The organism is Roseibium hamelinense (assembly GCF_007830545.1).
Taxonomy (GTDB): Bacteria; Pseudomonadota; Alphaproteobacteria; order Rhizobiales; family Stappiaceae; genus Roseibium; species Roseibium hamelinense.
Genome location: NZ_VLLF01000003.1, coordinates 270,923 through 285,829 on the forward strand (window position 1 = coordinate 270,923; position 14,907 = coordinate 285,829).

At 59.4% G+C, this 14,907-nt stretch carries 5 protein-coding genes; 2 read left to right on the plus strand and 3 right to left on the minus strand.

The genetic code is table 11. The features are described 5' to 3' along the window. Positions 1-25 precede the first annotated feature (25 nt). Positions 26-841, plus strand: a complete 816-nt coding sequence (locus JM93_RS08750) for an SDR family NAD(P)-dependent oxidoreductase (protein ID WP_145342365.1) — start codon at positions 26-28, stop codon at positions 839-841. Between the two features lie 29 nt (positions 842-870). Here the strand turns inward: JM93_RS08750 and JM93_RS08755 are convergent, their stop codons facing one another. The 3 genes from JM93_RS08755 to JM93_RS08765 all read right to left on the minus strand — a co-directional run bounded on the left by JM93_RS08755 (position 871) and on the right by JM93_RS08765 (position 11,797). Further along, the gene (locus JM93_RS08755) at positions 871-2,202 is read right to left on the minus strand and encodes an aminotransferase class I/II-fold pyridoxal phosphate-dependent enzyme (protein ID WP_145342367.1); all 1,332 of its coding nucleotides are present in this window, start codon (positions 2,200-2,202) and stop codon (positions 871-873) included. A gap of 53 nt (positions 2,203-2,255) precedes the next feature. After that, a complete protein-coding gene (locus JM93_RS08760; RefSeq protein WP_208995053.1) occupies positions 2,256-9,854 on the minus strand; it encodes a type I polyketide synthase in 7,599 nt (2,532 codons plus the stop codon). A 401-nt stretch (positions 9,855-10,255) separates the two neighbouring features. Continuing rightward, positions 10,256-11,797: a trimethylamine methyltransferase family protein gene (locus JM93_RS08765; protein WP_145342369.1), complete on the minus strand. Its 1,542-nt coding sequence runs from the start codon at positions 11,795-11,797 to the stop codon at positions 10,256-10,258. Positions 11,798-12,187: 390 nt separating this feature from the next. On the opposite strand from JM93_RS08765, the gene JM93_RS08770 reads away from it, so the two are divergent. Further along, a complete protein-coding gene (locus JM93_RS08770; protein ID WP_145342371.1) occupies positions 12,188-14,749 on the plus strand; it encodes a GcvT family protein in 2,562 nt (853 codons plus the stop codon). The last annotated feature ends 158 nt before the right edge of the window (positions 14,750-14,907 follow it).

A 14,907-nucleotide genomic window follows, 5' to 3' on the forward strand; every position in this document is an offset into this window, starting at 1 on the left:
GCGCAATGAAAAAAGGCAGCCTGCAATGGCACGATTTGATCCGCGAACCATTGTCTTGACCGGCGCAAGCGGGGGGATCGGAGAAGCGCTCGCCCTCCAGATGGCCCGTCCGGGCCGCAGATTTTTGTTGATCGCGCGAGACGGCGACAAACTCAAAAGACTCAGTGAAAAACTCGCCGAGGCCGGCAGCGAGGCTGCATATGAGACCGTTGACATACGCGATGGCGATGCCCTCGCAAAGGTGTTGTCCGCTTTTGACGAAACGACACCGGTCGATCTGGTGATCGCAAATGCCGGTGTCACGGCGGGGCTGGGCCCGGACCGGTCGCGCGAAGACGAACACGAGGTCGAGCGGCAAATCGACATCAATTACCGGGCCGCTGTTCATACCGTCTCCGGTCTGGCGGAGGCCATGCGCAAACGTGGCCGTGGCCAGGTGGTTCTGGTGTCATCACTGGCGGGCTTGCGGGCTCTGCCGGATATGCCGACCTACAGTGCCACCAAGGCCGCAATTATTGCCTACGGGAACGCCCTCAGAGGCTGGTTGAAACCTTTTGGCGTGTCGGTGACCGTTCTTTGCCCGGGCTTTGTCACAACGCCGATGTCCGCGCGCCACAAGGGCTCAAAACCCTTCGAGATATCAGCGGACAAGGCGGCAAAGCTCATGTATCGCGCGATCATGAAGCAAAAGGCGGTGTATGCATTCCCTTTTCCGCTCGCTGCCGGCATCTACCTGCAAAACCTTTTGCCGCCAAAACTGGCCGACTTGTTCATGGGCGGCTTTGAAGCGCATATCGAAAAAGACCCCCGCTACTTGGGCGAGGGTCAAAAGCGGGATTGAGGGCTTTCGCTGTTCAGTCGAGCCGGCCGCTATTTCGCAGCCTTGACCAGCCGGTCTACCGCAGAGCCGCCTGATTGCAGCGCCTCAAGTTCTTCAACGGTAATGGCCACAGCCCGTTCGATCTGTTCAGCCGTGTGCTCGCTGGTGATGAAGAACCGGATCCGTGCCGATTTTTCCGGAACAGCCGGGAAGATGATCGGCAAGGCGTTGACACCGCGCGCAAGCAGCCGGTTTGACAGGATTGCCGCGCTGGCAGAATCGCCAACAATCACCGGCACGACCGCATAGCCCATGCTCGGACCGGTATCGAGACCGGCCGCCCTGGCCAGCTTCAAAAACAGATGACCGTTTTCCTTTAGCTTGGCGACCCGCTCCGGTTCGCGCAGCAGCAAATCCGCAGACTTGATGGCAGCCGCTGTCAGAGCAGGAGAGAGGCCAACGGAAAAGACAAATCCCGGCGCCGAGACCTTGAGGTAGTCACACAGAACCTTGGAAGCTGCGATATAGCCACCGCAGGATGAAAACGTCTTGGACAGCGTTCCCATCCACAATTCGACTTCGCTTGGATCGATGTCAAAGTGTTCCGCGATCCCGCGGCCGGTTTTTCCAAGGACACCGATGGAATGGGCCTCGTCCACCATCAGCCAGGCATCATAGGATTGCTTGAGACGCACGACCCGCTTGAGATCCGGGAAGTCGCCGTCCATCGAGTATAGTCCTTCAACGATGACCAGCACATTGTCGAATTTGTGCCGGTTTTCGGCGAGCAGCTTTTCAAGCGCATCGAGATCGCCATGCGGGAAATTGATGCGCGTCGCGCCTGACAGCCGCACTCCCTCGGCAATCGAATTGTGCACCAGGGTATCGGTGAGAACCAGATCGCCTTTGCCCATGAGATGGCCGATCGTCGTCACGTTGGTTGCATGGCCCGAGACCATGACGATGGCCGACTCGGTTCCGTGAATGCGGGCGAGGGCCTGTTCCAGCTCGCCATGGAGTGGACGCTCGCCGGCAACAATGCGGCTGGCGGAAACACTGGTTCCGAATTTTTCAAGTGCTGCGGTAGCCGCTGCGTTCACGTCCGGATGGCCATTGAGGCCGAGGTAATTGTAGGATGCAAAATTGTCATGCGGCTTGCCGTCGATTTCGGTGGTACCGGCTGCAAGGCCATCATGCGGTCGAAAAAACGGGTTTTCGATACCCATCATGTCCGCGGCCGCGCGGTGCATCTGTAGCTGCTTGATTTGCGGCAACTCACGGAAATCATAGGCTTTCTTGTGCGGCTTTTCAGCCACGGACTTGAGCTGCGGTGCCGGTTTGCGGTCGCGCGCCGACCGGCGGCCTGCTTTCAGGCTCGTCATGAGTTTCTCGCGCTCTTGAGGCGCAAGTCGCTGATTTCCGTTTTTTGAATCCGTCAAAGGAATGACCCCATTTCGCGGCTTTTGCCCTCGACCTTGGCCGCAACATCGGAAAGATCGGTTGTCTCGTCCAATTCACTTGCCATGTGCTGGCTGGCCAGCTGCTGGCTTTCACTCGACAATCCGTCTGCCTCCTCACCAAGCACGCGGCCGGCAACGCGGGCGGACAGATCAATGAGTGTCGCTCCATTTGCCAGAGACATCAACGGGATATCGATGCCAAGTTGTCGCTCCGCACTCATCCGCAGCTCAAGCGCCATCAGTGAATCCATTCCAATATCGGAAAGCGGTTTGTGATGGTCGATCTCTTCAGGCGAGATCCGCAGGATTTTCCCGATTTCGCCGGCGAGCAGTTTGGCAACGGTTTGTGCAGCTGCCACCTTGTCGAGACCTTCCAGCAATGCGTGAAGATCGATCGCGCCTTCCGCACCGGCCCCGTCTTCTTCCGAACCGAGACCAAGAAGCGCAACAAGTGGGCTGCCCATGAGAGCCAGGTCCTTGCGCGCGGCCTGCCAATCGATACGGGCAAAGCCGACCGCCGCATTGGCCTGTGTGTCCTGCGGCAGGCTCATCAGCTGCATCAGTCCATCCAGCGCCTCACGGGCGGTGAGCGCATGACGGCCCAGCTTGCGGGACAGCAATTCATTGACGTCCTCATTGCGGGCCAAATAGCCGGCGTCGGAAATCGCGCCCCAAGCAACGGCCAGTCCCGGCTTGCCCTGTGCCCGGCGTCGCCGCGCCAAACCTTCGAGATATCCGTTGGCTGCAACATAATTTGCCTGGCCCGGATTGCCGACAAGCGTTGTTGCGGACGAATACAGGACGAAATGATCCAGCGGATCCTCAAAGGTGAGCTGATCAAGCAGTTCAGCGCCTTGGACCTTCGGTGCCAGAACGCGGGTGAGACCGTCGTGATCAAGGTTGGAGATCAAGACGTCATTCAGCACCATGGCCGTATGAAACACGCCCTTGAGAGGTTTGCCCGCAGCCCGGATTGTGTTGAGCGCTTCTGATATCTTCGCTCCATCCGTGATATCGCAGACGTATCCGGTGACGGTCGCGCCGCGGCTGAGCAGCTCGGAGATAACGGCTTGGGATTCTTCGCTATCTGCTCCACGGCGGCTGAGGACCGCTATGTTGCGGGCACCGAGATCAACGAGGCGGCGTTGGAGTTCAGCGCCAAATCCGCCAAACCCGCCGGCAATCAGGTATACCGCATCGGGATCGAAGGTGACTTCTGCAGAAGTCATGATATTCGACGGTGCCTGCGGCGGCCGGAGAACGATCTTTCCGATATGGCCAGCCTGCTGCATCAGCCGGAAGGCATCAACAACCTGATCGGCCCCGAACAATCGATAGGGCAGGGGCGACAGCGTGCCGTCCTCAAAGAGCTCCACAAGCTTGGCGAACAGGTCTTCCGCCAGTTTCGGCTGGCGGGTGAGAAGCTGGTCGGCATCGATCCCGAAATAAGTCAGGTTTTGCCGGAACGGCCGCAGGCCAATCCGCGTGTTGCCGTAATAATCGCGTTTGCCAAGCTCAAGGAACCGTCCGAACGGTTTGAGAACCTCGATGCTGCGCTCCATGGCCTCGCCAAACAGCGAATTGAGAACCACATCGACACCGTCTCCGTCGGTCTCGTCCATCACCGCGTCAACAAAGGCGAGGCTGCGCGAATCGAGCACGACATCGGCACCCAGAAGCTTGAGGGTGTTTCGTTTTTCCGGCGAGCCTGCGGTCGCAATGATCCGCGCGCCGCGCGATTTTGCGATTTGAAGTGCCGCAAGGCCGACACCGCCGGCACCGCCGTGGATCAGAACGGTTTCGCCTTCGCTCAGATGCGCCAAGTGAACCAGGGCATAATACGCGGTCAGGAATGTCACCGGAATGGTCGCTGCTTCTTCGGACGACACCGAACTTGGCATCGGCGCGCAGCCGCTTTGATCCACAGTCACATGGCTGGCAAAACAGGCCGGGGCAAAGGTAATCACCCGATCACCTTCCTTGAAGCGCGTCACGCCGTCACCGCACGCGACAACCGTGCCGCAGCATTCCATCCCAAGCGTCGGACCGGCAAACCCGTCCTCCAGCGCCTCTTCGGGCAAGAGGCCAAGCGCCCACATGACATCGCGGAAGTTTAGTCCGCTTGCCTCAACGGCGATTTCGACTTCCGTGTTTTCCGGCTTGGCACGGGCGACCGGCTGCCATGCCAGCTGATCGAGCGCGCCCTGTCGGACAATATCGAGCCGCATGCCGGGTTCGCTGCCTTCAGGCAACCGGCTTTGGGTCAATACACCGCCCTGCAGTATGCGCAGGCCATAGCGGCTGTGGCCGTCGAGGATGATCTCGCGCTCGCCGTTCTCGTGGGCGATTTCCTCGGCAAGGCGTGCGGCGGCGATGCCGGGCTCAAGCGTCGGAGACACATCGATCAGCTTGATGTTCGCGTCCGGGAATTCGTTTATGGCAACGCGGCCATATGCCCAGACACCGGCTTGATCGGGAGCGAGGGCCTGGCCCTTGCTCAATCCCTGACCACCGCCTGGTGCAATAACGTGGATCCGTGCCTTGTCCGGACCGATAGCGTTGAGGATGCGTGTCAGCGACCACGTACGCTCATCGACCGTGTCTTGAGCGGACCGTCCTGCAGCATACGCGCCTTGAAGGTGAATGAGATTGCCGCTTGCCGATGACAGAAGCATCTTGACCTCGGCCAGATCGCTGTCCGGGTTCAAGACCCATTCGTCATCGGTTTGCTTGGTTTCCTGGCCCGCAATTGCAATGACGGGCTCGAAGCCCTTCCGTTCCAGGCACACCTTAAGCCCGTCAGCCAGTTTGCGGGCGTCGCCTTCAGCATCGGTAAACAGCACAACCGGCCGTTTCAAGTTTGATGCTGCGTCTTCATCGCCGGCTTCGGCTGCACCGTCAGCCTCGGACGCTACGGGCACAGTGGCAAAGACGAAATCCATCTCACCGGCCGCCGTGTTGATTGGCTGTGCGGCGATATCGATTAATCCTGCCTCGGACAAGCGGTCCTCGGGTGTGTGCGCGGTGCTGATGGAAACAGGGAATACGAACGACGCGGTTTCCGACCACCAATCGGACCCCACACCGCGGATCATGTCCGTGACCGGGGACGGCAGCATTTCCGCGCCAGCAATCAGTGCCGAAGGCGCGCTTGCAGACAGGACAGCTTTCCAGTGATCCTCGGTCAAGGAAGACATCGCGGATGCAAACACGACCAGGTCGAATTCGCCGCCTGCTTCCGCAAGCCCTTCTTCGCCAAGTTCTGCAAATTGTGTGGCCTGCGACCCGGTCCACAGCCGCTCTGCGCGCGACACGACAGCGTCATTGGGATCGGTGACCACAATGGACCCGTGTTCAAGATCGATCGCCCGATCAACGGCCACGGGAAGATCCTGGGATCCCGCACCGATCAAAAGGATGCGCAGCGCCTTGTCCTTTGGCCACCGGCCGATCAGCGCGCTTGTAACGGATTTCAGGGCATCAACCCGCGCAATCGCCGAGGGAGACGCCGTGAGATAGGCATCGAACAGCCCGCCGGCATACACATCGGATGCGCTGGCCTTCAGACCTTCTTCCAAGATGACCGGCAGATCGGTGCTCAATCGGGCGAGCAGTGCCGCTTCGCTGATATGGGCCGCACCGTCCTGGACCACAGTTTGCATGATGATATCGGGTTGCGGGCCATCCGCGGGGTCGTTCAGGGTGTAAACCCCGTCTTCGGCTGCGTCTGCAAGTCCGTCTTCTTCCAGCCACGTCAGCAGGCAGGCTGCGAGAGGAACCGCACTCTCATGCAGTTTTTGAGACGCCAAAAGTTCCGAAATGCTGAGACGTCCGGAGCCACTGAGCTGCCAGAACACCTGGTGAGCGATCGTTCGCCCGAGCGCTTCGATCAACAGTGTCGGTTCGTCGGGTTCCGGGGCGGTTTCAGCTGTGATCCCGAGATCCGCGGCAAATTTTTCAATCCCCTCCGGAACAAGCTCCCGCACCGGCGAGGCGTGCCCGTACTCAGGCAGCAGTTTGGCGATCTGGCGGTAGGCGAGCTCGTCTGCGCGGCTTTCCCGGCCGAGTTTGACAGCCCGGAAGCGGGCTTGTGCCAAGCGGGCAACAACCTGCTGATTTTCATCGAGAAACTCAAACGTTGCCTCGATTGACCTTGGGGAGGCCTTGGTGACTTTGATGCGAACGGAAACCGGGTCCGCTTCTGGACGCAGCACACGCAATGCACCGACTCTGATCGGCAGAAAACTCGTCTGTTCCGGGATGCCGTCAACGCCCTCAAGCAAGGCAAACAGTCCGTGAAAGCCGCTGTCCACCAAGGTCGGGCAGAGCGCCAGTTTTTCCTTGGCCACATTGTCGGCGCGTGGCAGCAAGGTCACCGTTGCGGTCCGCTCATCATGCCGAACGACCTTTTCCGCGCGCCGGAAAGCAGGGCCGTAATTGAGCCCGAAGGTTTCCGTCAGTGCATAAAGCGCGTCTTGGTCCATCTCGTCTGCCGGAACGTCGCTCATTTGCAGGCGCGGCGCTGTGCCGAAGGTGGACGGAGTGCTGTAGTGGCCGCGCGCATTCAGTGACCAGTCGCCTTCTGACAGGCGTGGTTTTGAGAAGATCTCGATGACCCGGTCGTCGGGCGATACCCGGACCATGGTTTCCCAAATCTCGTCGTCTTCAAGGACAAGCGGCCGGATGATGTCGAAATCGCGCAGCTCAACGGCGTCGGACTTCGTCCACCTCAGAGCAGCCCGCAGGGCCATTTCAAAGAACCCGGCGGCCGGGAACACAACTGAACCTTCAACCTTGTGGTCGTCCAGCCATTTGATCACGCCTGTATTGACGTGGTTGAACCACTCGGCCGCATCCTGACGGAGACGGTAGCCCAGCAGTGGCCATGTCGTGCCGAACATGAAATCGACCCGCTCGCCGGTCGGGTCGGGTTTGAACTCCGAATTCTGCCATGGATATGTCGGCAGATCTGCAATCGTTGCCGGACGCGGAGCGACATACGTGTCCAGATCCACACGTCCACCATTGGCGACAATGGCGGCCGCTATCCGAGAAATCGGGTTTTCAACGTCCAGCGTGTTTTTGCCTGGCTGATCCAAACTGGCCAGGACCTGAGCCTTCTTGCCATCCTGACGCAGCACATCGTTCATGTAGGTGGCGAGCACGACCTTCGGGCCGATTTCTACAAAAAGCCCAACGCCGTCTTCGGCCATGTTCGAGACGGCATCGGCGAACCGCACTGGCTGGCGGACGTTTTGCCACCAATAGTCCGCAGACAAATCAACACTGTCTTTGCCCGGCAGCACCGTCGAATAAAACGGCACCGAGGCTTTGGCCGGGCGAATATCCTTAAGGGCGGTCAGTAGCGGTTCTTTTATCGGGTCGACCAATGCGCTGTGGAATGGATACGCCAGATTCAAACGGCGCAATGCCCACTTGTTCTTGCGTGCAAACTTCGCAAATGCGTCAAGGCTGTCCACATCACCGGATATTGTGACGCTGCGCGGGCTGTTCACAGCGGCAAGCTCGAGGCGGGGCAGCCCGCTTTTTTCAATCGCTTCCTCAGCCTTGTCGGCAGGCAGCAAAAGTGCCGCCATGGAGCCGAGGTCCCGAATGACTTCCTGTTCGCTTGACCGGGCATGGATGACCTTGACGGCCTGTTCCAGGGAAAGTGCACCGCAGCACCAGGCCGCGGCGACTTCACCGACCGAATGGCCCGCGACGGCATCCGGCTCAAGACCACGTGACCGAAGCGCTTCAACCGTGGCGACCTGAATGCCGAACAGCAGAGGCTGCGCGACTTCCGCGCGCTCGAGATCGCTTTCCAGATCCTCGGCGAACAGCATGGTCAACAGCGACCAGCCGCCAATGCCCATGAAAATCTTGTCGACCCGCTCCAGGGCTTGCTGGAAGGCCATGTCCTTCTGGTAGGCTTCCTGTCCCATCCCGGCCCATTGCGAGCCGTTGCCTGCAAAGGCAAAGCCTATTTTTTCAGAAGGTTTGAAGGCTGAGCCGCTGACAGCATCGGCCTGTGTCTCGTCGCTCAGGAAGGCATCAAGGGCTTCAAGACGCTTTTCGACCGTATCGCCGAGCACGATCAGGCGCTCCGAGGCAAGGTCACGGCCGTGCACCACAGACGCGGCCAAATGTGCTGCATCGCTGGCGGAGCCTGTTGCGATTTTTTCACGGTAGGATGACGCAAGCGACTTCAACGCATCGGTTGCGCGGGCCGAGAGGATCAACGGCGCATCCAACCGGCCGTCAGACTCAGGAACCGTTTCCTGCGCATCGCCATCCGCAATCACCGTGTGAGCGTTGGTTCCGCCAAAGCCGAAGGAGTTGATACCGGCAAGACGCGCAGAGCCGTTTCGTTTCAGGTCAACGGCCTCGGATGCGACCTTCAGGTTTAAGTCGTCGAACGGAATGTCAGGGTTCGGCGTGTTGAAGTGGAGCGAAGGCGGCAAGAGGTCGTTCTTAAGTGCCAGGGTCGCCTTCAGCAGGCCCACGAGACCGGAAACCGGTTCAAGGTGCCCGACATTGGTTTTAACCGACCCTATCGGCAGAACGTCATCCCGTTTTTGGCCGATAATCTTGCCAAGGGCATCCGCTTCAGCGGGATCACCAACGCGGGTGCCGGTGCCGTGCGCTTCGACAAAGGCAAGTGCCTTGGGATCAACACCGCGCTCGGTATACATTTCCCGCAGCAGGTCAGCCTGCGCATAAGGCGAGGGCAGCGACAGGCCCACGGTCCGGCCATCGGCGTTAATACCGGATGCAACAATCTTGGCGTGGACTTTGGAACCGCCAAGTTTCCCGGCGCGCTGCGCCCGCAGAACAATGGCGACACCGCCTTCGGAACGCACATAGCCATCGCCATTTTCGTCGAAAGCCTGGCACAAGCCTGTCGGCGAGAGCATGGTGGCCCTTGAAAAGCCGACAAAGGCAAATGGGCTCAGCAGGAGGCTGACGCCGCACACGATGGCCGTATCTATCTGACCGCTTTCCAGTGCGGCAACCGCTTCGTGGAGGGCCACAAGCGAGGATGAACACGCGGTATCGACTGTAAAGCTCGGTCCGCGAAGGTCATAGATGTAGGAAATCCGGTTAGACACGATCGACAGGGTGTTGCCGGTCATGAATTGCATGTCGGCGGTTGCCGGATCGGCAATAAAGCGGTGGTGGTAGTCCAGCGAAGATGCTCCGACATAAACACCGGTGTTCGAGCCCGCCAGATCCGACGGGCGCACATTGGCCTGTTCCAATGCCTCCCACACAAGTTGCAGCAACAGCCGCTGCTGCGGGTCCATCTGCAGTGCCTCGCGCGGAGAAATGCCGAAAAAGGATGGATCGAAGCTCCAGACATCGTCAAGTTGGCCTGCGGCCCATGTGTACGATTTGCCGGAGGCGGACTGGTCCGGATGACCGAAACGGGCCAAAGGCCAGCGGTCCTCGGACACGGACGTGACCGAGCAGGTGCCGGATTTCAGAAGGTTCCAGAACTCATCGGGGGAATTGGCGCCGGGAAGCCGATTTGCGTAACCGATAATATCAATGTTTGAAGTCAGAGAAGCCACAGAAAGACCTTCAACCGTAGTCGTCGCCTCAGGCGCCTAATACATTTCCGATGATCCGGCAATCCATGCCGGCCGAGCGCCACCTATTTATAGCCCTTGTCCTCCTTTGGCTAGAAGACTTGAACACATGACCCTAGCGTAAAATCCGCTGTGTCATTATTTCCACACCTTTGCCCGCAGCCTAGCCCATGGCTTGTAGGGTTTCCAGCCTAAGCAGCTGCACAGACCATTAGCCAGCCATCAACTTTAAGAACGAATCTTTACGGAAGATATTTCGGCTTTTCTTGAGAAGGCGCCTGACTTTAAGCGGCAACAGGTATTGAAATAAATGAAAAAATTATGCGCAAAAGAAAAACGGCGCCAATGGCGCCGTTTCGCTTTGAGATGAAGTTTGCCGGTGATCAGACGTTGCTGTCCGGAAAAGATGCTTTGCGTTCTGCGATAAAGGAAAGCAAAGCCTCATCAATCGCCGGATCAAGCTCCGGGCCGGTATAGGCGCGCAATTGTTGTTTCCAGATCGTATTTGCGCGTTTTGCGGCATCAAGCTCGCCGTCGGCAAGCCATTGCTCGTAAGAATTGTTGTCCGCAATGGACGATCTGTAAAACGCGCCCTCAAAGTTTCTTTGCGTATGGGCAGCGCCCAAAAAGTGGCCGCCTGGCCCAACTTCTTGAAGTGCGTCCATGGCCATCGCCTCGTCAGAAGTGTCAATTCCTCTGGCGAGGACATGCATCATGCCGAGTTGGTCGGCATCCATGACGAACTTCTCATAGGACGAGCAGAGCCCGCCTTCCAGCCAGCCCGCTGCGTGAAGGCAGAAGTTGACCCCGCTTTGGACCGTTGCGGCGATTGTTTGTGCGGATTCCTGCGCGGCTTGGGCATCCGGCACCTTGGAGGCGGTGAATGATCCGCCGGACCGGAACGGCAAGCCGGCACGGCGGGCCAGTTTCGAGGCGCCGTTCAGCAGGAGTGAGCCTTCCGGGCTGCCGAAGGTCGGCGCGCCGGACTGCATCGAGATCGAGCTGACAAATGCCCCGAACACGACCGGTGCGCCGGGACGGATTAGCTGGGTCAGCGCGCAGCCGGCCAGAGCTTCCGCCAGAACCTGGCTCAAAGTGCCGGCAACCGTCACAGGGCTCATCGCGCCCGCCAAAATGAACGGCGACACAATGCAGGCCTGGTTGTTTTTCGCGTAGACTTTCAAGGCACCGAGCATCGTCGCGTCAAAGACCAGCGGGGAGTTCGCATTGATCAGCTGGATCATGACGCAGTTTTGGTCCACGAAGTCTTCGCCGAACACCAATTGCGCCATCTTGACAGAATCTTCGGCCCGCTCAGGTGCGGTCACCGACCCCATGAACGGCTTGTCGGAATATTTGATATGGGAATAGACCATATCGAAGTGGCGCTTGTTGACCGGCAGATCGACAGGTTCGCACACCGTGCCACCTGAATGGTGCAGCCATGGCGACATGTAAGCCAGCTTCACGAAATTGCGGAAATCCTCAATGGTGCCGTAGCGCCGGCCCTGATCCAGGTCTGTCACGAAAGGTGGGCCATAGACCGGTGCGAACACCAGATTGTTGCCGCCGATCTCAACGTTTCTGGCCGGATTACGCGCATGCTGGGTGAATTGCGCGGGCGCTGTCTTGATCAGCTCCCGCAGCATCCCTTTCGGAAAGCGGACCCGCTCGCCGTCAACCTCGGCCCCGGCATCCTTCCAGATTTTCAACACTTCGGGGTCTTCGCGGAATTCCAGGCCGATCTCCCACAGAAGGCGGTCGGTCTGTTCTTCGATTTTCTCCGCGGCTTCATCGCTCAGCACGTCGTAAAACGGAATTCCGCGCGTGATGTACGGAGTGCTTATCCCTCCTGCGCTCGATTGCCGGCGTTCCCGGCGGGCGGATCTTCCACGGCGTCCAGCGGATGCGGCGGCGTCTGACATTTTCGTGCTCCAGCAATGAGAGTCTTGTATTGATCGGTTTGAGAGTTTTGATCAGTCGCGAATCCAATCTGCGTCCATAAGCGTCGCCCGATACTTCAAAAGCGTCACGGCGGCATTTGCAAGTTTGGATTGCCCCGGAGTGGCCTGATTTGCCGGGCTGCGGTTGAGTGGTGGCTGGCCGTGGGAAATACGCCCATGTCGTGGGCATAATGTCGCCATGACGTAATTAAGCTATTTAGCGGTCCCGTCCTTCGCAATACTGCCTCCCAAATCGCGGTGCGCGGGCGTCGTGGCAATGGCGCGCATCCACCGGTGATGTTGAGGACAAAACAGGGGCAGGGCAGGCGCAAGCGTGCCGTTTGTGATCCAGAAGACTAAAAGGAATGAGAGATGTCAGCATTTCCTGACAAGGCAGAAATCGTCATCGTCGGTCTGGGCGGCATCGTGGGCGCATCGATTGCCCATCACCTGATCGAGCGTGGCTGGACCGACATTGTCGGCATCGACAAGTCGGGCATTCCAACCGACATCGGCTCAACGGCGCACGCGTCCGACTTCTGCTACACGACCAGCCACGACTATCTGTCCACCTGGACATCGCTCTATTCGGTCGAGTTTTTCGAGAAAATGGGCGCGTATGAGAAAATCGGCGGCCTGGAAGTGGCCCGAACCGGCGACGATTTCTGGATGGAAGAGATCAAGCGCAAAGTGTCTTCCGGCAAAGCTTTCGGCACCCGCGCCCATCTCGTGACCCCTGCCGAGATCAAGGAAAAGTTCCCACTGATCGAGGAAGATCAGGTTCAGGGCGGCCTCTACGATCCGGATGCGGGACTTGTGGTGCCGCGGTCGCAGGCGCTCTCCGGCAAGCTGGTCGATATGGGCGTTGAGAGCGGCAAGCTGAAATCCTTCGCCAACACGCCGGCCCAATCGCTGATCGTGGAAGACGGCCGCATCAAGGGCGTGAAAACCCACCGCGGCACGATCATGGCCGATCATGTGATTGTTTGTGCCGGCTTGTGGGGCCGCCTCATTGCCGAGATGGTTGGCGAAGACCTGCCCGTGATGCCGGTGGACCACCCGCTGACATTCTTCGGTCCGTTTAACGAGTTCGAGGGCACCGGCAAGGACATCGGCTACCCGCTGCTGCGCGATCAGGGCAACTCGGCCTATATGCGCGACACGGGCGATCCCAAGACCACCGAGGGCGGTCAGATCGAGTGGGGGTATTATGAAACCACCCATCCGCGCATGTGCCACCCGCGCGACCTTCAGGAAAAGGAAGAAGCCCGCCTGTCACCCTCCCAGCGCGATCTGGAACTGGAGCAGGTGATTGAGCCGCTGGAAAAGGCGATGGAACTGACGCCGATCCTGAGCGAGCTGGGCTACAATGAAACCTGGTCGTTCAACGGTCTGCTGCAGGTGTCCGCCGCGGGCGGCCCGTCCGTCGGCGAAAGCCAGAAGGTGCGCGGGCTCTGGTACTGCGTTGCGATCTGGGTCAAGGACGGTCCGGGCTACGGCAAGCTGGTGGCCGACTGGATCACCGACGGCCGGACCGAGATTGACCATGCGTCGATCGACTATTCACGCTTTTATTCGCATCAGCTCACCGAAGAGTTCATCGAGGGCCGGTGCTATGAAGCAGCGCAAAAGATCTACTTCCCGGCGATCCATCCGCGTGAGCCCTATGCCAATGCCCGCAACATCAAGCGCTCGCCCTTCTACGAGCGCGAGGTCGAGCTCGGCGGTTACTTCATGGAGCTGGGCGGCTGGGAGCGCGCCCATGGCTATGCCGCCAACGAGCATCTTTTGGAAAAATACGGCAACCAGATCCCCGTGCGCGAAAACGAGTGGGACAGCCGCCACTTCTGGCGTGTGTCCAACGCCGAACACCTGGCGCTCAGCGAGGATTGCGGGATCATCAACCTGTCGCACTTCTACATGTTCGACGTTGAAGGCCCGGATCATCTGGCGCTGATGGAATGGCTATGCGCGGCCAAGATCGGCGGCGACAACAACATCGGCAAGGGCATCTACACCCATTTCCTCGATGACGAGGGTATGGTGCGCGCCGATCTGACCATCTTCCGCATGGCTGACCGCTGCCGCGTGGTCGACGGCGCTGATGCCGGACCGCGCGACCTGCACTACGTCCGCCGCGTCGCGGAAGACAAAGGCTTCGATGTCACCGTCACCGACGTCAGCGAGAAATACACCACCATCGGGATCTGGGGCCCCAATGCCCGCGAGAACCTGAAAAAGGCCGTGTCCGATCCGGCCGCGCTCGATCCGGAAAACTTCCCCTTCGCCGCGCTGCGCGAGATCGAAATTGCCGGCAAGAAGGTCATGGCGCTGCGGCTCTCCTATGTCGGCGAGCAGGGCTGGGAACTTCATATGAAGTATGAAGACGGCCTCGCGGTGTGGGACGCTCTGCGCGATCTCGGCATCATGGCCGTCGGCATCGAGACCTACGCAAACTCGCGCCGGATGGAAAAGTCGCTTCGCCTTCAAAACGCGGACCTTTTGACCCAGTACAACCTGTATGAAGCGGATCTGGCCCGCCCGAAGGTCAAGGAAGCCGATTTCCGCGGCAAGGCCAAGCATCTGGAATACCGGGCCCGCGAGCACCAGCCGGCAATGCTCTGCACGCTGGTGATGAGCGAGAACACCGACATTACCGGCCTCAAGCGGTTTCCGGTCGGCATTCTGCCTGTCATGGATCCGGAAACAGGCGAAACCCTGGTCGATGAACTCGGCCGCCGGTCCTACACGACGTCGATCGCCTATGGCCCGACCATCGGCAAGAACATCGCGCTCGCCTATCTGCCCCATGAGTATGCTCAGGTCGGCCGGAAGCTGAATGTCGAGTACTTCGCCGAAACCTATCCGGTTGAAGTGGTTGGTGTCGGCTATGCGCCGCTCTACGATCCGGAAAATGCCAAGCCGCGCAGCTAAGCGCTTTTCTCTCCGTCTTTGCCGCCCCGGCCTTGCGCCGGGGCCATGCGGCTCAGGTCCCGCGTCACGCCGGGGGGGGCAGATAGGCCTCATCTCCGGGCTTGATCCGGGCACCCACGCCGCTTCCGATTCGCACATGAAGTGGTCTTGGCACGGTC